Here is a 21197-nt window from a genome sequence, read left to right as displayed (position 1 = left end):
TACTGCTGAATCCAATATCACTTCGGTTTTTAAGATTCAGATATTAGTAATAAATTGCGGTGTCGAGGCACACGACGAGTACTCCGCGCTCTTGTTATCGCTGTCCTCCCACAGCTCAGATTCCAATTCAACCTCTCTGTCCTCGAGTAGATTTCCGGTTCCTAGAGACAACTGTCGAGTGGGTCGACAGTTGAAGCAGTGCCTGCCGAACCCAACCGTGAGCAAGCAGTCTCGACGGAGCATTCATTCGGTCGGTCCATCGTTACGGAAGTGCGAAAAGAAAGCCCCGCCCTGAAGCCGGGGATGAATCTGACAGTCGATGACACAACCTACTGATGATAGTACGGCCTGATATTCCTCGCTCGACCGCCTCAGCGGTGATAGCAGTCGTATCGCGTTAGATTTTCTGGAGCGAGAGGCGATACCCGAATCGGGCGATGAGGATCGGGATCCGGCTCCACTTGGCTAACCTATCACCCGATCTGGGCGTCACGGAGACGGAGATACCCGATCGTAACAGGAACCACGATCCAGGCCAACAGGAGGAGAACCGGCAGCCAGACCGACGCGAACGGGTCCGTTCCGAAGAGCTGCCCCGCAACAGTGTTCCGATAGGCAGCCCTCGCGGCGCGGTTGGGCGGGAACAGCCCGACTAATTTCATCCACGCCGGCGCGCTGCCCTCGGTCATCAGACCCAGTTCGATGGCGCCGTACTGGATAGCACTCTGGATCAGGTTCCACAACGCGACCAAGATCATGTAGGCTCCGACGGCGACGGCGGTCGCACGACTGTCGCTCGAACTACCCGCGGAGATCCCCACTCCGATAGCGACGAACGCCACGCCCATGAGGCCGAGAAACCCGATAAATGCCGCCAGTGAACCGAACGTCCCACCCAGTATCGTGAGGACGACGAGACCAGTCACGAACCCGCTGATAAGCGTGGCGACGAGCATCAGGGCTGTCCGTCCGAGGAGCTTCCCGACGAGAACGTCCCGGCGTGACGGCGGCAAGCTCAGCAAGACTCGGAGCGACCCGGACTCCCGCTCGGCAGTGATTGCCCCTTTGGCGAGCACGAGCGCAACGATGGGAAGCATCGTCACAGCGAGTTGGAACGAAAGTGAGAATACCTCACCGGCTGCCATGTCGCTGGTTACTGCGAGGAGTGTCGTGATCCCGGCCGTCGACAGGAGGACGATTAAGATAACCGCCCACAGAGCCTTCGAACGACTGGCATCGGCCAAGTCTTTCCGGGCGATGGTGCGAACGCTCATTACGCGACACCACCCGGGACTACCGTCTCGGTCTGACTGTCCGTCGTGTCTTCACCGGTGTAGCTGGCGAACAGATCCTCAAGCGATGACTCCTCAATCCGCACGTCGGTGACCGTCGTCAGCTCGCGAACCCGGTCGATGAACTGGAGTTTCGCCGCTGGTTCAAGACAGGTTCCCCGAACGGTCCCGCCGCCTACATCGATGTCGCGTACGTTCGGGAGGTCACCCAGACTGCGCTCCGGTTGTCGGTCCACGTCGAGTATCACTTGCGCGCCAGTGTCGAGCTGGCGTCTGAGGCGGCCGATACTGTCAATCGCAACGAGCTCTCCCTCATTCATGATGCCGACTCGGTCGGCAACGGCTTCGACCTGTTCGAGAATATGACTCGAGAAGAACACCGTCACGCCGCGATCGTTTTCCGCCTGAATGATCTCTCTGAGTTCCCGGGCGCCGTTCGGGTCGAGACCGCTGGTCGGTTCGTCGAGGATGAGCAGATCAGGCGCACCGACAAGTGCCATCGCTAGGGCGAGTCGCTGGCTCATCCCCGTCGAATAGTCCCCGGCGGCCCGGTTCGCGTCTTCTTGTGAGAGGCCGACCCGATCGAGTAGCTCGTCGGGATCGTCGTCAGCGTCTTTCAGTTTGGCCGCGAGTTCCACGTGTCGCCGACCGCTCAGTCTGTCGTATAATCCGTAGTTCTCGGGAACGACGCCGATCCGGCTGTGGAGCGTTTCGCGGTCCTTCGAGACATCTAGTCCAAGCATGGACGCACTTCCACTCGTCGGTCGCACGAAGTCCAACAGCAGGTTGATCGTGGTGGACTTTCCAGCCCCGTTCGGACCCAAAAACCCGAAGATTTCGCCCGATTCAACGGTCAAATCAACACTATCGACAGCGGTCACGTCACCGAACCGTTTGCTCAATCCGTCTATTTCAATCGCGGGACCTGTCATTGTCACAACTTCACCGAACGCGGGAAACCTGTTAAACCGGAGGTCAGTGCTTCTAACTGTGAAACTCTGCTTACAGCATTATCGCGGAATTCGCTGCTACATATCGCCCATTCACCATTGATTGACACGCACTGAATGGAAACTACTCGTCTACTGCCTCGACATCAAACTTTGAGCGCCAGCGATAACGCCGACCTGCCCAGATGAACGTATCTCGGGTAAAGCCATACACTCCCAGTGGAACGGCTGCGATAAGCGCTGGCACAGCGAGGAGTAGTGACGCTCGGCGAACGCCGAAGGCAGCATACACACCTGCTGTTACTGCGGTAAGCCCCACTGCGAGGAACGGAAAGAATAGACACCCGACGAGAACGGCGGTCAACGCTCCGAAGGAGAGCTTCGCGACTCCGGGATCGTGGGTTGCGAAAATTTTATTGAATCGAACGTGTCGTTCGAGCGTCTGTCGAAGACTCCCACCCATTGGTACTTTGCGTACACGCCGAACGGACGTCACGTCGGTGTGCTCCCCGAGAAGGCCATCGTCGCTGATAGTCTGGCGGAGTTCCGAAAGAAACCCTGCCTCATCAAGATCACTTCGGTCAAAGATGACAGCTCCGCCCCAAGCGTGATCACCCACATACGTCCCGAGCGTTCCGCCGAGAACGTAAATCGGTTCCAACAGGATCGCGAGTGGGTCCTGACCCACAAACGCCGGCAGTTCCGTCGTCGGACCGTAGTCAGCGTAGTCACGGCGGAGCGTGTCGAGCCAGTCGGGCGGATGGTAAAAATCGTCGTCGGTCCAGACGAGACGGTCGTGATTGGCGGCCTCCATCCCAGCAGCGATGGCATTCGCTTTCCCGGAACACCCGACGGGGTCGCCAGCGGGGACCAACCGAACGTTCTCAGGGAACCGCTCTCGGTCCGTAACCGGGTCGTCCTCGGTATCGTGGATGATGAGGAGCTCGTCTTCTGAACCCAACTGTGCGGCGACATCGCCGCAGGCGGGACTCCAAGACACCGTCGGGAGGAGTATGCTCGTTGGGGTGTGCGTCTGTCCGTTCGACATCCGTACTCGAAACGTGATCGCTGGTATCAATGAGAGTTTCCGACGGCTTCTCTGAGTGAAGCCGGACAGAAAGCCCAGAACGGCACAACCTATATTGCCAAAACAAGAGATGGCACACGCACAGTGTCCGGGGTGCGAGATCCCGAAGCGCTCGCAGATTTGCTTGGGGACGAGTGTACGCGCACGATTCTCGTCGAGACAAAGAAGGAACCTTGCTCGGCGGCGGAGCTCAGCGATTGCGCCGGGGTCTCGGAGCCGACTGTCTACCGTCGACTCGAACGACTCCGCGAGTACGATCTGGTTACTGAAGATATCCAGCCAGTCACCGACGGGAAGAACTACAAACTCTACCGGACGGATCTCGATGGCATCGAACTCGATCTCAGCGAAGACGGCTTTGAGATTACAATTTCACGGCGGAAACGGATGGCAGACCGCTTCACGCAGTTCGTAGAGGGAAGCTAATATGCTCGATACACCGCTCCAATCGATTGATCTCGAAACGCTACGAACGATTCGACAGGTGAGCGAGGTGATCCCGATGATCATCGGTTTGGGGATCGGTTACCTCGCTTACACGGCATACCGGCAGAATCAGAGCCGTCCGATGTTGTACATCGCGATCGGATTCATACTGGTGTTGTTCGTTCAGGCCCCGCTGGCCCTCATCTTCACTTGCGTCTTGGAACTTCCCACCGCGGTCCTCAATCTCCTCCTCCAAATCCCCGAATTCACCGGTCTGGGACTGATCCTCTACGGACTGTGGATGCCACGCCGAGACTGATACCACGCCCGAGCCCATATACGACGGTAGGTTGACTTCAACCAGTGAAGCCAGGGAAATCGGCCTTTTTCTATGCGTCCATGCGTTCAGGTGTCGATGACCGAAGCAGACACCGACACCAACTTCGAAGGAACCGGATCCCAGTCGGCCGATGACGACCGGCGAACTAATTACGGTGGAATCATCGGATGCGTCGCCTCCGTGCTGTGGAATCGAAATGAGAATCGCCCCCGCGCACTCTGGCGGATCCTCGGAGTGTACGTCGCCGCGCTCGTGGGGATTTTCGTGCTCCCGGCGCTGGCGCTCGCGGGCACCGAACTCCCGCCGTCTGTCAACGGAGCCGCGACCAACCTGATCGGTGCGCTCGTTGGACTCCTCCTCGCAGTTGTGTTCGCGAAGTACGTTGACCGGCGACCGCTGACCGACTACGGACTGGCGTTCAGCCCGTCATTCCTGAAGGACTTCGCCGCTGGCAGCGTCGTGGCTCTGGTAGGGATGGGTGTGGCACTCCCCGCGAGTCTGCTCGCCGGGTGGGCGACCGTCTCCGAGCTGTTTTCGGGCGGCGTTGGCGCCAACGTGTTGCCGTTCGTCGCTGCGTTCGGAGCGTACACCCTCCAGTGGGCGTTTGTGGCCTTCTGGGAAGAGCTGGTCTATCGGGGCCTCATTCTGACGAGTGCCGTCGAAGGACTCCGGAGTCGGTGGCTGTCCGACCGCGGTGCGGTCGTGGCAGGGGTGGTGGCGTCATCGCTGATATTCAGTCTCGGGCACTTCCCGGGGACGCTAGAAAAGTTCGGCTTCCGGGTGATGTTGGGGCTCCTCCTCGGCGCCGCGTACGTGTGGACCGACTCGCTGGCGCTGCCAATCGGCGTCCACTTCCTGATCAACTTTGCGATAAACAACATCTACGGGCTGGCGAACTTCGGTGAGGCTGCGGAGGTTCTGCCGATGCTGGTCCGGCCGACGTTCACCGGCCCGGCACAGTTCGTCGGGGTGTACGGGGCAGTCAACGGCGCAGCGGTGCTCTGTGTCGCTGCGCTCACTGTCGGATACGTTGCTCTCCGGAACGGTGACTTGGGGTCGCGGCTATCATAATATCAACAATTAATCGTGGTGAATACAATCATTCCCTCCCGCGAATTGGGGCCCTATCAAAAGCAATAACAGGAGCAAAACCCACACATACCTTGATCGTCCCCACTCGGCATGGCCACAGCCACGCGGAACGATCACCTCCAAGACCGAAATACAGAATCAAATAACGACTTCTGGCGCCATGCCTTCGAGCAGTTCATCGAGACACTCCCTGAGGCAGCGTTTGTCGTTGACGACGCCGGCGACATCACCCAGTGGAATACGGCAACAGCCGATCTCCTCGGCCTCCCCGCAGACAAGGCAGTCGGGATGAACGCATACGACGTGTTCGGTACCGAGGGCGAAGACGAGACCCTCGCTGAAGAAGTCGTCCGCACCGGAAGACCCATCCGCGAAGACGAGTTCCGATCTGCCGAGCGTCCAGATGGAAGACAGGCACACGCCCGAGCGATTGCGACCCCGATCCAGACACCCACTGGCGAGGTCGTTGGGGCTGTCGAGCTGCTCTTCGACGTCACCACCGTCGTCGAACAGCGGGAGACGCTCGCCGACCTCCAGGAAGAGCTCTCGGACAATGTCGAGACATCCATGGAACAGCTGAGCGAGTCGACAACCGAAGTCGCGGATCGCTCGAACGAGATCACCCAGCTCGTCGACGAGCAAGCAGCCGAACTCGAACGTACCCAAGGTGACGTCTCCGGATTCAGCGCGACCGTCGAGGAGATCGCGTCCAGCGCCGAAGAGGTCAGCAACCAAAGCGCCGAGTCGAGAGTACTCGCCGAAGAGTCCGTCGACACCGCAGGCGAGGTCATCAACCAAGTGGACGACACAGCCGAGAAGTCAGCTACTGTCGCCGACGACGTCGCGGACCTTAGAGACGAGATCGAAGAAGTCGAAGAGCTCGTCGGCGTGATCAACGATATCGCCGAACAAACGAACATGCTCGCGTTGAACGCCAACATCGAAGCGGCACGCAGCGACAGTGACGGCTTCGCGGTCGTCGCCGACGAGGTGAAGAACCTCGCGAATCGCTCGCAGGACCAAGCTGACGAGATCGAAGACATCGTCGCGAGGATCAAAGCGAAGGCTTCCAAAACCACCGCCGAAGTGGACGCAGCCAACGACGAGATACAGTCTGCGAGAGACGACATCCAAGCGGTCCTCGAGAATCAAAAACAAATTCTCACGGCAGTTGAGCAAACTGAGAGTGGGATCACCGAGATTGCGGAGGCAACAGACGAACAGGCAAGCGTGGCCGAAGAGATATCAAGTGCCGTCAACGATGTCTCCGAACGGGCTACTGTTGTGAGTGAGGAGATTGCGGAGATCGCAGACGAAAATAAGAGCCAGACAGAGATGGTCTCGCAGCTGACCCATCAGGTTGAACAGATTGACCACGAACTGGCGGAGGTCATGGACACGTCTGTCTGAAGCAGGCATATCGTAATCGGACTGACAGACAGCCAGACCCCACGTTTCATTCCAAATCTCCGGAATATCGGCACTTCTGACCATTTTCTACAGCCCTCTTTTTTACACTCCACACACGGGGACCCTCTATTTGGAGTGAGGTCCACAGGAGACGGGGGACAATCCAGCTGCGATCATTCGACTTCTCTGTGCCCAAGTTTTTTAATCCAAAATAAAACGTATTTTATATGGCTTCGAGTTGTAAGTACCACCACGAGTTGTCGGCTGATTATTTTGACGACGAGTCATCGTGGGATTGTCCACATCCTGCCGACGAAAACTACTGTGTGTTCCACGGTGAGGCGTCCGATGAGGCCCGTAGACGTCGGCTTATTGAAGCGGTCGAGGAACCCTCCCCGGCGACAAATCAGTTTCTTGGTGCGACGTTTGGGGCAATCGATCTCGATTATCAACAACTTGACGGGCCGACTAACACACCCATCGACTGCCGTGACGCATCATTCGAATCGATCTCGCTGCGATTTGGGAGGGTAAAACACCCGCTTGATCTTCGAGGGAGCACAGCCATTGGACAAGTTACGTTCGACGAAACACAGTTTGCTCGGCGCGTTGACCTCGGTCACGTCCGGTTCGCGGATGTCTCAATGCGGCTTACAAAGTTCGAATCTTGGCTCGACACGCGCGAAGCGACGTTCGGGGAGGTTTGTGGACGTGTCGCCCGGTTTGCCAACGGAATATACAGCGTGAACGCACGGTTCACTGGGGCCGCAGACTTCACTAATGCCCAGTTTGACGACGTAGCGAACTTCTATCGTGTACAGTTCGACAAGGGGGCGTGGTTCAAACGAACAGACTTCGCAGACAAGGCCCGGTTCAAAGAATGTACACTGGCTGGACCTGCCGTTGAGTTCGGGTCTGTCGCTGGCAACCCGAAGCGCGACCGACCAACTGCAAATGGTGCAGCGGGGATGTTTCTGGGAGTAGACTGTGACGGGCCATTGCTGTTTGACGGCGCGACTCTTACTGGGGGGCTTCGTATTGACGATGCTTCCCTCTCAGATGAGGTGAGCTGTGTCGATCTCACAGTACAAGACGGACCCGTTACGATCGATCTCACAGGAACGGAGCGCGTGACCGGTACTGTCGCAGCAACCGACGGGAGTGTTGAATATGAGCTCACTCAAGCGGTGTTGGGTGATCTTGTGTTAACAGAAGAGACAACGATAGATTCGCTAACGTTTAATCAGACGGTGTTTGATGGGTTCGATTTCACCCGCTACCGGAAGCAACTCGCCGCATTGGAGTACAAGATCCATGAGTCGGACGACCCGCCGTCAGTTCGTGAGATCATATACGTGCGGGCCAAAAACGGGGCCAAGCAGGTCGGCGATAACCGTGCGGTTTCAGAGTTCTTCTTTCATGAGATGGCTGCCAGACGCGGGAGCCACCGCCGAGAGTTTGCCCAGTCGGACGGCTTGACGCGATTCCGACACGCCGGACGTTACGTAGGAAACGTAGCGATGGGATTGAGTTGCGGATACGGCGAGCGACCGTTATGGACCGTGTTGTCGTCTGTGGGAATCATCGTCGTGTTCACCCTGATCTACGCCGCTGTCAGCGTTCCGCTGTCAATCGGGCAGTCGATATTGAGCTATCTCACGTTCAGCGTACAGTCGTTTGTTTCGCTTGTGCTCGGTGGACCGACGGTGGAAAATACGTTTGTAAGTTTCATCGGGGCCGCTGAGGGGTTCCTCGGTGGATTTATGATCGCCCTATTTGTGTTCACTCTCACTCGCTCAATCGCTCGGTAACCACGAGAACTTGGCGCGGGAACCCGTACAGTGATGATTTTCCGTCTCTCGGACGCTTGAAGATCGACACCCTCCCCGCGCTAAAGCGCAGGGCTTTCTCCTCGATTCTCCGTAAGTTTCTGCCCGCTGATTGATATTAATCCATCACTTCAACGTACGCCTCGACGAGGACACGAGTGGGGTCGTTCGCTCCCGCATGGCGTCGGCGTCTCTGGGTACGCTCGGTCAGTCTCGCCGAAGGGTTATACCGGCCAGTCCCTTGTAGATAATAATGAGGCGGAACTCGGACGACGAGGACAAATCCGGTGGTGAATTCAACGGGATTGAAGACCTGCTGTCCGGAACGAACGGCGACGACGCCGCGGTTGACGTTCACGAGTACGACGAGGAGATCCGGGTGGTTGCAGACATCCCTCACGCTGTATCGGACGACATTACCGTCCAGTGTGACGGACGAACCGCAGCGATTCGGGTGGCGAGTGATCCACGACCGTTTGTTGTGCGCGTCGACCTCCCGTCCTACGTCGATGACACCTCTGGGGAAACGCAGTTCAACAACGGTATCCTTGAGGTGACCTTCGACCGCGATACGGACCCCGCGAATATCGGATTTCACTGAATTGATCGCCCCGAGGGGTGGCGTTCGCGAACGATCGAGGATCTCACAGCTCGTCAGCCGTGCTAACGTGCATTCCGACGAACTGCCACCCATTAGACGACTTCGTTAGTGTCCCGCTCCACCGTGTGTCGAACTCGTGACGCTCTCCAGATTCTGTATTGATCCAGCCCATTGACACAGTGTCGCTGAACCAGGCGTGAGCCCCGCGCTCACTGACTCGAAGTGCGTGACTAGTTACGGTCCACTCAGCCGTTGTTTCGGTCTGGGTGCGGAGGCCGGTTTGGATCTGTTCGCTCCCGACGAGACGCTCCGAGATACCAAACTTCACGAATGCGTCGTCGCCATCGTGCTCCTCGGCGAAGTACGGGGCAAGCGGGTCACCAGCCCGTAGTGCGTCGTAGTACTCTTTGACTGTCGATCGGGCATCCATGTGACAGACGAGGGGTCCAATAATCAAGTGTTCACGGGTCGCTCACCAGACCGAGATTACAATCTTAAACAAGGTCTCAAGCAAGGATTCCCACGCCGTCATCGAGTTCAACGGAGCGGACCAGTGAGGAGCTAATGTTGCTATTGGGTAAAATCCATACAAACGCTAGAATGATATCTTTTGATATGATCGACAGCCCTCCTCGAATTGCTCTTATTATACTCGCACTGGTTTTAATCACAGTTCCATTCTGGGCACCCCCGCTAGACATAACAGGAACAGAATACGAGTATAGCGCCACACAGCTCACCGTTGAAGATGACCGAATACAGATTCGACAAGACTCACCGAGACTCAGACAGATCGATGGACTCGACTGCTTCAGAGAGCGGTCCCCGACCAGAATCTGTGGTTTTGAATCCGGGCTGGCCGGTGAGACATCGGGTCTCGCACCGTATCCCGGGGTTCGGCACGTCGCCGGAGACCCGTCGCTTGCTTCCCAAGATCGGTATCTTGCGTTCCCCAGCGACGGGCGTGTCTTCAAACGTGTTACAGGCTGGAACGAGTCGGCGCAATCTTATCGTCTCACCTTGGAGCGAGTAAATGCCTCACAGGCGTTAGAGGACGTTTCTCGCCCCGTTGACCAGTACTCACCAGCAGTCAAGCAGGCGGTTGAGACCGGGGGTAGTCAGTCTCAGACGAATCTTCAAGAAGCGATTGTAGTTGACGCTAGCGGGCGATATTACGCGGTGTACACCTCAGGCACGACGTCGCTTCTCTCCGAAGAGCCAGACTCGGAACGTGTGCTCGGGTTCTTGACAGTCATTGGCGGTGCTATGCTACTGTTCGGGGCGGGAGCGATGGGTACCGATCCAGCATCCGGGGTAGGCGACTAAGCTTTGCTACCGTTGTACCGGCCGTTCAAGAATATCGAATACATCGATAGCTTTGTACTCACGATTTCGCTGCTTGCCAGTCACTTCGATAACAATGCCATCCGATTCGAGTTCTTCAATCGCATTGTAGGCAGTCTGTCGACTTACGTCGAACCGATCCGTGATGTTGTCTGCGGTGAAGTACGGCAGTTCAAACAGTTCGCGGGCGAGTTTGTGACTTGTCTTTTGATTCGGATACTGCGCTTCGTACTCTCGCCGGAGTTCGAGTAATTCGAATGTTCGCTCGTAGGAGTCCTTCGCTTGCTCTTCAATGCCTTTGATAAAGAACGCAATCCAGTCGCGCCATTGGCCTTCTTCGCTAACCGCACGCATCGTCTCGACGTACGCCTGCTTGTTTCGATTAAAATAGGCACTCGGATAGAGGTACGGCTCAGACAGATAGCCAGCCTTGTGTAACTGGAGGACGATTAGAATCCGTCCGAGACGACCGTTGCCGTCCGAGCAGGGGTGAATTGTCTCCAACTGATAGTGAGTGATCGCAAGGTCAACCAGGGAGTGGTACTCGCCGTCCATCTGAATATATGCTTCAAGCGAGTCCATTAGCTCCGAGACATGATCCGCCGGTGGTGGCACAAATGGGGACTGTCCGGGACGGGGCGACGGAATATGAACATCATCATCTCGCCACTCACCAACAACGTCCCCCTCGTTCCGAACTCCGTCGAGTAATGTTTCGTGGAGTGATTTGAGCAGTTCGACCGAAATCGACTCTCCTTGTTTAATTGCGTCAAATCCATCACTGAGTGCGCGCTCAGCGTTCAGAACCTCCTGTAAGTCACGGCTCACACGCCCAGAACTGCCTGATTTCTGGCGTGTATGATACGCGTAGACTTCGTCCATCTCGACATCTGCGCCCTCAATTTCTGCTGTTTCGACTGCTTCGAGCCGGAGGAGCGACGTATACAGTACCGGCGAGAAATCGACAGTGGGACTAATCCCGTCGATACGTCCCAACTGGAACGTCGCATCTGATATCGTCGCTGTGAGATCCTCGTCAATCTCAACCCGCGATGAGAGGGGCAACTTCTCTGGAATATAGTAGGGATGCGGATGCGACTGTTGGTAGTGCCCCGGCGCATCTGGTGGCAAATCCTCTGCTCTCATTTTGAATTACTTTGTCTCTAATACGACTTAATCATACGGGTTATAAACAAATTTGGATAAGCGGGATCGAAGACCGCTCCAAATCAAATTCCAGTCGTTGTGCTACAACTATATCCGCTTAATCTAGCTGAGACAAATAGTGTCGACGGTTGCGCTAATCCCACATGAACAGTGGATACCGACGGTGCCGGCGGTGTGTTGTGATGTCTGAGATTTCATATCGATGGCGGGGTCTTCACTTCGAAGTTGGTGTGTGATGACATTGAAGAGGTAGAGAATTCATTTCGATGGAGGGGTGTTCATATCGACACCACCCCTTTCATCTCGACAAGGGTTATGAACTGGCTGTTTCAGAAGTCGTGCGAAATAGTTCGAGGTCCTTGTCAAGGAGATATGACTCAATATCCTCAATTGGGTGCCCATCTTGGATGAACTGTTTGTAGTCCTCAAACGCGTCGTCGCGACCAGCGGGGAGGATCACGATTCCGGTCATGCTTGAGTGGAAATCATTGGTGGGGAGCAAATAATTGGCTACAAATTCATCGGTGTTCGGTTAAGCATTGGATGGCCTCATGAAGGCTTCAGCTACACGTTCGTTCAGTAAGACGCGTGATTTCTCTGGTTGACGAGCGTCACGAAACATCAACTCAGCCAAGTTCGGCGGCGGATACCCGAGCGACTGGGCCAGATCTTCGAGGATCAGCTGGGCGACAGACCGAAAGGTCTTCGCCCAGCGTTCTCGCGGGAAGACTGTCTCAGGAAATTGCTCTTGAAACACGCCCAGCAAGGCTCTGCTGACCGTCAGTGTCAGCAGGGCCGCCACCATCAGAAGCTCCACGATTGCTGGATCGCTTGTCTCGAATTTCTCCAGTCCGTACAGCGACTTCAACTCCCGAAACAGCAACTCCACTTCCCACCGCAACCCGTACAGCGCCGCGACCTGCCTCGGAGTGAACTCATCGGGTAGATTCGTCACGTACAGGTGGTAGTCGTCGGTGTCCTCGTTGCGGACACCGACGACGCGAAGCTCCATCGAATCGGGTGACTGCTTCCCAGCGTATGCCCGCCGTTTGAACTCTATCTCCACGGTTACGTCGATGATCTCCCGAGTGAGATCTCCTAGAACGTCTCGAAGACGACGCTCTGGCAAGGAAATGGCGCGCCCGCGCCATTTCCGTCGCTCGCCGACGATCAACGGATTCGCGTTCGACTTCAGCCGAGTTAGAAAGAACCCGCCGTTCTCGTCGATCAACGCGAACCGACGGAAACTGTAGAAGCCCAGATCGAACAGTAACAGCCGGCCTCGCAGCCAACTCCCGGTACGGAGTTGGCTGCTCTCGTGGGTACGTTCATCGGTGAGCTGGAACTGCTCGATCGTCTGCTTGGTCGCGTTCTGCACGAGGTGAAGTTTCGCGCCGGATTGATCCGGATGAGTGGCTGGAAACGCATCGAGAAGCCGATGTAACCTGAACACGGTTGCATCGGCGATCAGCACCTCTCGAAATAGCTCGAATTGTGGAGCGATCGTGTGAGGAACCGCGACCTCCTCGAGAGCGTGCTCGAGGAGGTCGCTCAACAGTGCCTCTAGAGCCGGCGTGAACCGATCGTAGAAGCTTGAGCGGGCGACGGTCTGGTTGGTTGCTGCGGAGTACGCACGTTGAAATCCGGCGATGGTACGGGCTTCGCCGTCGACGGCGAAGCCCATAATGAGCGTCCAGACGAGCATCGTGATGTCGATCTTCCGGTCACGCTGGACGACATCGCGCTCGCGCGCGATGTCTTCGATAAGCTCGGCGGGAAACAGGGAAGTCAGCCGCCGTCGTATGAGATCTGGGGAGAGTTGCTTGAACACATTCTCTCCCCACGCGGTCTACCACGATAACTTCGTCAACAGAGCGCTGTCTGTCGGTTTCTCCGCTTAACCGAACACGGATGCTTGTGGGTCCAACCACGCGATACGATACCGGCGGCATCCACTGCGCGAACGTCTCGCCACGGCTGACCGAGTGGGTTCCGACCGTCCTCGAACAGCTTCGTGAGGCAAGCATCGAGGCAGTCCAAGGCCAGACGAGTCACACCGACGCGTGGAGGGCGAGTGCGTCGATACTCGACAAGACACTCCCTAAGTGGCACTCCCTAGAGGACACGTGGGACGACGCGACCGCGGAGGCGGTCGCGTACACGCAAGCGATCACCGACCTTGCGCTTGCCGACAGCGACGCAGCCACCACCTCGCGGTACCGCGAGCGGCGTCACAAGTCGCTGAGCGAGACCGTCGAGTCAGTTGGCACCGGCCGCGGCGCAGTCAACGCCGGCCTTGGAGCGCTCGTGAAGGGCCCGGTCGCGCTTCATCGGGAACTCGATCCGACCCCACGAGCGCTCACGTTGGTGCTTGATGGCCCAGCGTGGGCCGAACTTACAGACCGTCGGACCGGCGTCCGCGCACTCGCGGCAATCGCCGTCCTTGCGGACGGGTTCGACGTCCGGGTCGTCGCCTCGCCGGCACTCCAGCAGGAGCTCGCTCGTCGTTACCCGCAGTGGAGTGCGATCCATCTCGGTCTTACTGATAGCCGGGATCGGTCCCCCAACCAGGGACACCACAGTTCTGATGAGCCACTCGGCCCAACCGGCACCGCAGAGTCGGTATGGGAGGCGCTCACTGGACTCGCGTCCGCACCCGGGAAACGCCGGTTGCTCGCCGCGTTACGCGCCGACACTGGCCGCACGTACGCAAACCTCACAGAGGATCCCGGCCTTGACATTGAGCGCGGGACCATCGGTCGGTACGTTCTCGACTTGGAGTCGCGAGGGCTGGTCGCGATCGACCGGCGTCGGGAACACAACACAGTCACACTCACCGATCTCGGCGAGACGGCTGTCAGCGAGTGTCTCACGGCCGATTGTGAGATCCAGCATCCGGATCAGACCCAGTTGGAACACAGTCTTACCGCGACCACTCACGAATCAGCAAGTACAGTGTCGCCCCCGCGGGAGGCCTCGGGGGCCACACCAACAACGGTCGAATCGTGGCTCGCGTCGACTGGCGACGCCGACGAGGGATACGTCAAGGAGATCGACACCCACGATGCGGCGCCGATCCACCAGCGATTCACCGTCCCAGCGGAGCGGGGGGCGGTCATGCTCGTCGACGACCCGGTTGAACCGTTCGACGACGGTCGGGTGAGTTACCTCAGCCACCACGATGAGGAGTGTCTCGCGATCGTCCAGTGGGGCGGTCCGCTTGCCACCCTGGGACGTCTCGCGGGCGTCTTACTCAGTGAGACGGCGCTGTCGGAGATCCTCACCCCGTCGCGGCTTGGCGAGACGTTCGCGAATATCCACAGTGGCACCGGCGAGATCACCGGCTCACCCGGCCGGACACTGCGTCGTGGGCAACAGGTCGGGTGGTTCAGCGAAGACGAGGAGGTGTACGAGGCGTGGCGTGATCGGATCGAGACGGTCCGCGACACACATCTCTCCCGCCTCAGTGCGCTCACCGACAGCACCGACAGTGCGGCCCGTGGAGAGTTGTTCGAAGACCTCCACGGATTGGTCGCGACGGCCACCCAGCTGTACCACGCTGCTGGCGTCGATCTGACACTGACGGTCCGGCTTCCAGACACTGAGCCGTTCGTTCAAGACGAACGGAAGCGAGCCGACCTCTGTGACTTCATCCGGTACACGGTGCCGAAACAGTCGGTGTATGGGATCCACGCCGGCTACCGGATGTTGTTCGAGACACGGCCCGGGAAGCTGAAGCGTCGACTCCCGTACGACGTCGAGACAGGCGCCTCAATGGAGCTAACAGCGTCGTGGGTCATTGCGGGGCCGACGGCGACTACACTCCAGACAGCCATCACCGAGGCGCTTCGCGACGAACTCGACACGCTTCGAGAAGCGATCGCGACCGGTGACGAGCAGGCGCCGACACTCACTGTGCCCGTTCGCGACGGCACGACATACACGTCGATCCGGGAGATCGTCGACGAGCTCGCAGCGGAGTACGACACTGGGTGGACGCCGCGTGAGCGGCGCGAACTCACCCGGTGCTGTCTCCGGTCGTTCGGTCGGGATGTCCCGCATCGAGCGAGCCCGTACGACGCGATCACCTGTCTGATTCGGGCACTCGACAATCCTCGTCGCGAGTGGGAGCCAGCAGTCCTCAGGGCGGCGACAACGCTTCCAAGCAGTCGGTTCCGCCCAGACCTCCCACCAACGGCGACAAAGCTCTATGCGGCGCTGCTACAGGCGGCAGAACCAGTTGGCCGCCAAGAGCTCATCGAGCGCGCCGACATCTCGGCAAGTAGCTACGACCGCCGTATTGGAACCGTCAGCGAACTTCCTCGTATCCGGCCGACAACGGTAGCTGGCCACCGCAAGTGGGATGCTATAACCCAAGCGCTCGGGTGCGGAAACCCGACAGCGCCACACGCACCCCGACAAACCTTCAGCAATCCTTCGGCAGTAGGCCATCCCAGCGTCGCGTCGACGGCCACGATCAACGCTCTGGGAGAGCAGCCGCTATTGACCAGTAATCGGAGCGTAGGGGTCCAAACCACGCTCACGTCGGGGCCACTCACACACCGAGAGTGCGGGAACCACCGCCGCAGGAGAGCCCTTTGGCGACCCATAGGCCAGCAGAGAAGATTACACCGAGAACCACACGCGGTGGCGGCTAGGTATCAACCGACCAGTCTCGATGCCCTGAGCGCACCAGCCACCGCGATCCTAGAGGGTGGTCCTACCGGACCCGATGCGAGAAGCATCGCTCGCGAAATCACCACTCAAGCAACTACACACCACGAAACCAATGATTAGAAGACACAACGGCGACGGTCCTGTCTGGGAAGACGCAGAGATCAACGAATCAGATATGATCAATGGGATCCCCCATCTCACAGCAGTAGAATACGAACGAGAACAGGAGTTCAAACAACACATCATCTCGCTACTCGAAGCATACGACTGGAATGTAGACACGGAAGTGTTAGACAACGAACGAAGGGGTCGCGTTGATATTGTTGCGGAACACCCAGCCGTCGGCTGTGTCGCAATCGAGGTCAAGCGGACACGTAACTACACCACGCGGCACATCGCCGAAGGATTCGCACAGATACTGAACTACCGGTCATACACGTACAGCGATCACGATATCGATTATTGGGCGTTAGCACCAGGCTTTGATGGGGAGATCCGTCCGTACAGGAATCGGAAAAAGCGTCACATGCAGGTGCGAAACATGTTCCGGCGGACGCTGGCTGAGCTCAAGCTTGGGATGCTCTCTCGCCGACGAGAGGCAATTGCCTTCGGGAAACAATTGGACTGGTGTATCCCCTTGCGTGATCCTGAGACGATGACCGAAGACGATCTTGACACGATTAACGAAAAGATCGCCAGTCGTGAGTGGGACGCAAGTGGGTATGATCCCTGACAGTAGGCGAGGACAGCAATCGACTTCGTACTAAACTCCAGAAGGCACCCGGAACTCGCTGCTAAGCGTTCGGTTCAGCGTGTATCAGGTCGGACAACTCAAACAGTCGAACATCGTCACGGGCGTCAGCGGTATTTTTGAGGTCGTCAGTGTACCCGGACCGGCTGAACAGGACGTACAGCGTCTCCCCGTCTGCTGGTTCGTCTGACCATCGGACTTCCGACGCTGTCCGTTCAAGATCAGTGAGCACACCCTCACTTACAGGCTGGGAGGTGAACTTACACTCACCAGCGACAAGCCCCGGCTCAGTGAGACCGAGTACATCCAGTTCGTGTTCTTTGAACCACCACTGACCGACATCACTGAACCGTCGGTCAACGAGATGTGGGAGTGCCCGTTGGCAGAGTCGTTCAAACAGCGGACTCACATAATCAGCTACCTCTGGAGCAACCACTTCGTCGTACGCAGTGTCACCAAGTATCCGAAGCTGATCCTGATTGCCGTAGACGAACCGGAACCAGAACCGGAACAACGGCGCCGCGATACGATATCGGCCACGTTTCGAAGCTGTTGGTGACGCAGTGACTGGGATGTGGCGCTCAACAAGACGAAGCCGACGAAGCTTCTGTAAGTACGTGCTGAGTGACCCAGATTCTATTCCGGCCATGCCTGCGACTTCGTTCGGGGTCCGTCGTCCGTGAGCCAAGGCACGGAGAATACTGAAGTACGTATTCGGCTGTCGAAGTTCGGTTCGAAGGAGAAATTCCGGTTCAGAGTAAAGGAGGGACTGTTCTGAGAGGATGCCCTGCTGGACGTTCGTTCCTAACGTCTCATCTGGGTCTATCGTTTGGAGATAGTAGGGTGTACCCCCATAGATTGCCCACATAGTGATAGCTGTCTCCGGGTCATAGCCTGGGAAGAACTTGCGTGCGTCAGCGACATCGAGGGGTTTGAGATCGATTGTTGCTGTCCGTCGCCCGTACAGTGGCGCGCTTCCTGAGAGCACCTTATTTTCCATGACACTGATCGAAGAGCCGACCAGGACAAGCGTCATTCCCGTCTCTTGGAGCTTGGTATCCCAGACTCGCTGGATTCGTGACGGGAGCGAGTCATCCTCCTCAATAAGGAATGGAAACTCATCGATTACCACAATCGCGTTCTCTTCACCGAGTGTTTCAAGAATCGCTTCCCAGTCACGGCGGACGTTCTGTAACGAGGGGAATTGTGCTGTGGCAGTTTCGACGAACTGTTCGAGTTGATTCTGTGCCGTGGACTCAACTGCTTGGTAGTATACAGCGTCTTCCCGATCAGCGATGGATTGGCGGACGAGTTCGCTTTTGCCAAGGCGCCGACGGCCGTAGATAACGACAAGGTCTGCGGTCTCGGACTCGTAGCAGTCCGTGAGTTGTTCACGTTCGACGTCCCGATCCACGAATTGTTCCATACACCTGATCGTAGTTCCATCTAAATAGAAGTCCCGATTTTGGAAATCGTGATTTCAGAAATCTAGATTTCTACTTTTCGCACCGGAGACACACCCAATTTGAGACGACCAATTCACTCTCGCTCTTATGTAAAAACGCGGAAAGCCCGTATAATTACACTCAGACAGTTCTAATCTGGCGATATGTCTTCCACTGAGTCAGCGTTCGGCGGGATGTTTCGGCAGCTGATCGAGCTAGGAGTCATAGAGATCAACACCGAGCCGCTCGATGCGCGCATCGAGCGGCGACTCAAGCGGTTCTGGGAGAATACATCCTGTCCTCGCTGTGGTCACCAGAGCATTATGACGTGGGAAAAACACGACCGAGTTCGATGCCGTAATTGCGAATTTAAGCCAGTTTACACCCATGGAACGCCATTTCACGAGAAGCACCTCTCCTGTGGTGAGGTGCTTCTCGCTTTCACTCTCTACGCAGATACGCTGCTGAGTATCAACCAAATTGCGCCGCTGCTCGGTCGCGCTTACAAAACCGTTCACACGGCGATTCGGGAGGCGGAAGCCGCGGTTCAGCGCGGCTTCCCCCTCACCTGGGAACTGTTTAACCAGACCATCGATGGACCGACACAGGTCGACGAATCTGGCAAGGTCTGTTCTGGCTACAAAGGTCAAGAGCCGCCGCGAAACAGCAGTTCTCGCGGCGGCTCGTCGCGCACTGGCCGGTCACGCTGGCGAGGGCGTCACGGTGACCAGCTGACGCTCGTCGCGGCGTGCCGCGACTCGCTTCGTGTGATTCGCGGACAGCGTGGGATCGACTACGAAGGTGATCTTGAGCCAGTGATTCAGGGAGCTGAAGACCTCTCCCAGCGGCTGGGAGAGGTCTGGACAGATGGACTCCAAGCGTACCGCGAGATGGATCGGGATCACCGAACAGTCGTCCACAAAGAGAGGTACGTATCGCCTGACGGAGTCCACATCAATCAGGCAGAATGCCTGTTTTCGCTCGTTCAACCGTGGCTGCGGAAGTTCCGCGGCCTGTCCAAGCAAGGCTTGGAGCAGGCCGCTCATACATTCGGGATCGTTAGATCGCTGAATCTCACAGGCGCATCTGTCGATATCACCATCGACTGCCTTGTTATGGGGTCTTTCCGCAGCTCTACATAAGAGCGAATTGTTTTAATAGCACAATACTACTGTAGCTGAATCTGCCGTATCAGTCACGAGTCGGTACCGTCAATCTACGCTTACGGAGAATCGAGGAGAAATTCTCGGGCTTCAGCGCAAGGAGGATGTCACTCTGCTGGCACGGATTCGACTCGTTCGCCGTCGTCCGTTGCCGCGTACTCGTAGCGGTAGTAGCCGCCGGTCAGGCTGCGAGCCGTTATCCCGTACTCTGCCAGTACCCGGGTTGCCATGTAGGAGCTCTTCCCGATCTTACAGTACGTGAGCACCTCCCCGTCCGGATTGGCGTCGGCGGCCCACTCTCGGAGCTCGCCGAGCGGGACGTTCTCGTCGCCGTCGATCCGTCCTTGGGCCTCCCGCATCTCCGGAGGGCGGGTGTCGACGACCGTTGCCTCGCCTTTCCGTTCGAGAAACTCATCGAGATGGACGATGTCGGCGATGTCTTCGACGACGTTCGCACCGATCATTCCTAACATGTTAACCGGGTCTTTCGCGGCCGAGTATGGCGGCGCGTACGCGAGATCGTAATCGCGGATATCGAACACGGTGTCCCGGTGTGCGATGGCCGTCGCGAGGACGTCGATTCGCTTATCGACGCCGCTCTCGCCGATGGCTTGGGCACCGAAGAGCGTTCCGTCGTCGGGATCGAACAGGAGTTTGAAGTCAATCTCCGACGCCCCAGGGTAGTACTCCGCGTGGTTTGGCTGACTCGTGTAGACTGCTTCGTAGGCCTGTCCCGCCTCGTCGAGCGCCGCTGCCGTGTCACCGACGGTACCGACGTCGAGATCGAACACCTTCGCGATCGAGGTGTCCAAGACCGGATCGAGGCGGTCGTCACGTCCGGCGATGTCGTTCGCGGCGACCCGACCCATCCGGTTGGCCGGCCCACCAAGCGGTACCCACGCGTTCCCGTCGGTCCGAGCGGCCGGCGGAGCGGCGACGTCCCCAGTGTACGCGAGCGGGCGACCGTTGTTCTCGCCAGTGGTATGCTCTGGATCACGGCCGGAACTCAGCTTTTGACTGCGGTACTGGAAACGATCCCGGGCGGCGCTGAGACGTGGATTGCTCCACCAGGGGCAATTTTCGGCGCATTAGCGCCACCGTACGCGCCAGCACTCATCGCCGTTCTGCTCACGCTCCCCGCTATCCGTCACGTTGACGGAATCGCTGTTATCGACCGACTTCGTGAGGTGGTTGCGTCGTGAGTACCTACCGTCGTGTCCTCGCGATGGTCGCACGAAACGTACCCGTCTCGACGATCGCCACCCAGTTGGACACGCGGGAAGATGCCATCCGTGGGATGCTTGACTCGATGGTCCGTGAGGGGTACCTCCGCGCGATCGACTGTGAGTCGGCGGCCTGTAGCGGCTGTCCGATGTCCGATGCCTGTGGAATGGGTGCCGACGGGAATCCAATGAGCTATCTGCTGACCCAGCGTGGTCGGGAACTGCTTGCGGAGCACGACTGCGTCGCTGTCAAGTCCTAACTGGTCGACTTGTCGCGCCATACGAGTGTACGCCACCGCAAAAGCGGGTAACGCACAGATCAAGGGTGGTAACGAACGCTGCGGCGACGCCCTTCGCGACGGCACCGTAGAACGTGGTCGACTCGACGACTAGGTGGACG

At 57.7% G+C, this 21197-nt stretch carries 18 protein-coding genes; 10 read left to right on the top strand and 8 right to left on the bottom strand.

Annotated features, from left to right (window positions below):
• Positions 1–473: 473 nt before the first annotated feature.
• The 3 genes from EXE41_RS15760 to EXE41_RS15750 form a co-directional block, all read right to left on the bottom strand.
• A complete protein-coding gene (locus EXE41_RS15760) occupies positions 474–1274 on the bottom strand; it encodes an ABC transporter permease (RefSeq protein WP_089309326.1) in 801 nt (266 codons plus the stop codon).
• Positions 1274–2224 (bottom strand): ABC transporter ATP-binding protein, encoded by a 951-nt coding sequence (locus EXE41_RS15755; RefSeq protein WP_049933521.1) that lies wholly within the window; start codon positions 2222–2224, stop codon positions 1274–1276. The genes EXE41_RS15760 and EXE41_RS15755 overlap by 1 nt, the downstream gene beginning before the upstream one ends.
• Positions 2225–2366: 142 nt before the next feature.
• Positions 2367–3290, bottom strand: a complete 924-nt coding sequence (locus tag EXE41_RS15750) for a glycosyltransferase (protein ID WP_137691494.1) — start codon at positions 3288–3290, stop codon at positions 2367–2369.
• 123 nt (positions 3291–3413) lie between these two features.
• On the opposite strand from EXE41_RS15750, the gene EXE41_RS15745 reads away from it, so the two are divergent.
• The 6 genes from EXE41_RS15745 (at position 3414) to EXE41_RS15720 (ending at position 9027) form a co-directional block, all read left to right on the top strand.
• Positions 3414–3755: a winged helix-turn-helix domain-containing protein gene (locus EXE41_RS15745; RefSeq protein ID WP_199058309.1), complete on the top strand. Its 342-nt coding sequence runs from the start codon at positions 3414–3416 to the stop codon at positions 3753–3755.
• Between the two features lies 1 nt (position 3756).
• Positions 3757–4074, top strand: coding sequence for a hypothetical protein (locus EXE41_RS15740; RefSeq protein WP_137691492.1), 318 nt, complete (start codon positions 3757–3759; stop codon positions 4072–4074).
• 96 nt (positions 4075–4170) lie between these two features.
• Positions 4171–5166: a CPBP family intramembrane glutamic endopeptidase gene (locus tag EXE41_RS15735; RefSeq protein WP_137691491.1), complete on the top strand. Its 996-nt coding sequence runs from the start codon at positions 4171–4173 to the stop codon at positions 5164–5166.
• A 111-nt stretch (positions 5167–5277) separates the two neighbouring features.
• Complete coding sequence (locus EXE41_RS15730; RefSeq protein WP_137691490.1) at positions 5278–6597, top strand: methyl-accepting chemotaxis protein; 1320 nt, start codon at positions 5278–5280, stop codon at positions 6595–6597.
• A gap of 227 nt (positions 6598–6824) precedes the next feature.
• Positions 6825–8408, top strand: coding sequence for a pentapeptide repeat-containing protein (locus tag EXE41_RS15725; RefSeq protein ID WP_137691489.1), 1584 nt, complete (start codon positions 6825–6827; stop codon positions 8406–8408).
• A 271-nt stretch (positions 8409–8679) separates the two neighbouring features.
• Positions 8680–9027: an Hsp20/alpha crystallin family protein gene (locus tag EXE41_RS15720; protein ID WP_049933513.1), complete on the top strand. Its 348-nt coding sequence runs from the start codon at positions 8680–8682 to the stop codon at positions 9025–9027.
• A 43-nt stretch (positions 9028–9070) separates the two neighbouring features.
• Here the strand turns inward: EXE41_RS15720 and EXE41_RS15715 are convergent, their stop codons facing one another.
• From EXE41_RS15715 to EXE41_RS15695, 3 genes are all read right to left on the bottom strand, one after another.
• Complete coding sequence (locus EXE41_RS15715; protein ID WP_137691488.1) at positions 9071–9457, bottom strand: nuclear transport factor 2 family protein; 387 nt, start codon at positions 9455–9457, stop codon at positions 9071–9073.
• Positions 9458–10359: 902 nt separating this feature from the next.
• Positions 10360–11517 carry a Fic family protein gene (locus EXE41_RS15705; RefSeq protein WP_099289269.1) on the bottom strand — a complete coding sequence of 386 codons (1158 nt, stop codon included), beginning with the start codon at positions 11515–11517 and terminating at the stop codon, positions 10360–10362.
• Positions 11518–12070: 553 nt separating this feature from the next.
• Positions 12071–13369, bottom strand: a complete 1299-nt coding sequence (locus EXE41_RS15695) for an IS4 family transposase (protein WP_137691486.1) — start codon at positions 13367–13369, stop codon at positions 12071–12073.
• A gap of 80 nt (positions 13370–13449) precedes the next feature.
• On the opposite strand from EXE41_RS15695, the gene EXE41_RS15690 reads away from it, so the two are divergent.
• Both EXE41_RS15690 and EXE41_RS15685 read left to right on the top strand, forming a co-directional pair.
• Positions 13450–16335: a plasmid replication protein RepH gene (locus EXE41_RS15690; RefSeq protein WP_394348115.1), complete on the top strand. Its 2886-nt coding sequence runs from the start codon at positions 13450–13452 to the stop codon at positions 16333–16335.
• On the top strand, positions 16328–16948 hold the full coding sequence (locus tag EXE41_RS15685; RefSeq protein WP_158294428.1) for a restriction endonuclease: 621 nt from the start codon (positions 16328–16330) through the stop codon (positions 16946–16948). The genes EXE41_RS15690 and EXE41_RS15685 overlap by 8 nt, the downstream gene beginning before the upstream one ends.
• Positions 16949–17009: 61 nt before the next feature.
• Here the strand turns inward: EXE41_RS15685 and EXE41_RS15680 are convergent, their stop codons facing one another.
• Positions 17010–18392 (bottom strand): ATP-binding protein, encoded by a 1383-nt coding sequence (locus EXE41_RS15680; protein ID WP_137691484.1) that lies wholly within the window; start codon positions 18390–18392, stop codon positions 17010–17012.
• A gap of 183 nt (positions 18393–18575) precedes the next feature.
• Between EXE41_RS15680 and EXE41_RS15675 the strand changes: the two genes are divergently transcribed.
• A complete protein-coding gene (locus tag EXE41_RS15675) occupies positions 18576–19553 on the top strand; it encodes an IS1595 family transposase (protein WP_137691483.1) in 978 nt (325 codons plus the stop codon).
• A 128-nt stretch (positions 19554–19681) separates the two neighbouring features.
• Here EXE41_RS15675 and EXE41_RS15670 read toward each other — a convergent pair whose 3' ends face one another.
• Positions 19682–20365: a rhodanese-like domain-containing protein gene (locus EXE41_RS15670; protein ID WP_158294427.1), complete on the bottom strand. Its 684-nt coding sequence runs from the start codon at positions 20363–20365 to the stop codon at positions 19682–19684.
• A gap of 407 nt (positions 20366–20772) precedes the next feature.
• Here EXE41_RS15670 and EXE41_RS15665 point away from each other — a divergent pair, with 407 nt between their 5' ends.
• A complete protein-coding gene (locus tag EXE41_RS15665) occupies positions 20773–21057 on the top strand; it encodes a FeoC-like transcriptional regulator (RefSeq protein WP_049933180.1) in 285 nt (94 codons plus the stop codon).
• The last annotated feature ends 140 nt before the right edge of the window (positions 21058–21197 follow it).

The sequence above is a fragment of the Halorubrum sp. SD690R genome, from assembly GCF_005435035.1.
GTDB lineage: Archaea > Halobacteriota > Halobacteria > Halobacteriales > Haloferacaceae > Halorubrum > Halorubrum ezzemoulense.
This window is presented reverse-complemented; position numbering and strand designations above follow the sequence as displayed.

What these genes read in the sequence shown, in the direction of transcription:
- EXE41_RS15720 (WP_049933513.1), top strand. Translation starts at nt 8,680, where the DNA reads ATGAGGCGGAACTCGGACGACGAGGACAAATCCGGTGGTGAATTCAAC.
- EXE41_RS15760 (WP_089309326.1), bottom strand. Translation starts at nt 1,274, where the DNA reads ATGAGCGTTCGCACCATCGCCCGGAAAGACTTGGCCGATGCCAGTCGT.
- EXE41_RS15690 (WP_394348115.1), top strand. Translation starts at nt 13,450, where the DNA reads ATGCTTGTGGGTCCAACCACGCGATACGATACCGGCGGCATCCACTGC.
- EXE41_RS15715 (WP_137691488.1), bottom strand. Translation starts at nt 9,457, where the DNA reads ATGGATGCCCGATCGACAGTCAAAGAGTACTACGACGCACTACGGGCT.
- EXE41_RS15680 (WP_137691484.1), bottom strand. Translation starts at nt 18,392, where the DNA reads ATGGAACAATTCGTGGATCGGGACGTCGAACGTGAACAACTCACGGAC.
- EXE41_RS15755 (WP_049933521.1), bottom strand. Translation starts at nt 2,224, where the DNA reads ATGACAGGTCCCGCGATTGAAATAGACGGATTGAGCAAACGGTTCGGT.
- EXE41_RS15725 (WP_137691489.1), top strand. Translation starts at nt 6,825, where the DNA reads ATGGCTTCGAGTTGTAAGTACCACCACGAGTTGTCGGCTGATTATTTT.
- EXE41_RS15735 (WP_137691491.1), top strand. Translation starts at nt 4,171, where the DNA reads ATGACCGAAGCAGACACCGACACCAACTTCGAAGGAACCGGATCCCAG.
- EXE41_RS15750 (WP_137691494.1), bottom strand. Translation starts at nt 3,290, where the DNA reads ATGTCGAACGGACAGACGCACACCCCAACGAGCATACTCCTCCCGACG.
- EXE41_RS15730 (WP_137691490.1), top strand. Translation starts at nt 5,278, where the DNA reads ATGGCCACAGCCACGCGGAACGATCACCTCCAAGACCGAAATACAGAA.
- EXE41_RS15675 (WP_137691483.1), top strand. Translation starts at nt 18,576, where the DNA reads ATGTCTTCCACTGAGTCAGCGTTCGGCGGGATGTTTCGGCAGCTGATC.
- EXE41_RS15705 (WP_099289269.1), bottom strand. Translation starts at nt 11,517, where the DNA reads ATGAGAGCAGAGGATTTGCCACCAGATGCGCCGGGGCACTACCAACAG.
- EXE41_RS15740 (WP_137691492.1), top strand. Translation starts at nt 3,757, where the DNA reads ATGCTCGATACACCGCTCCAATCGATTGATCTCGAAACGCTACGAACG.
- EXE41_RS15685 (WP_158294428.1), top strand. Translation starts at nt 16,328, where the DNA reads ATGATTAGAAGACACAACGGCGACGGTCCTGTCTGGGAAGACGCAGAG.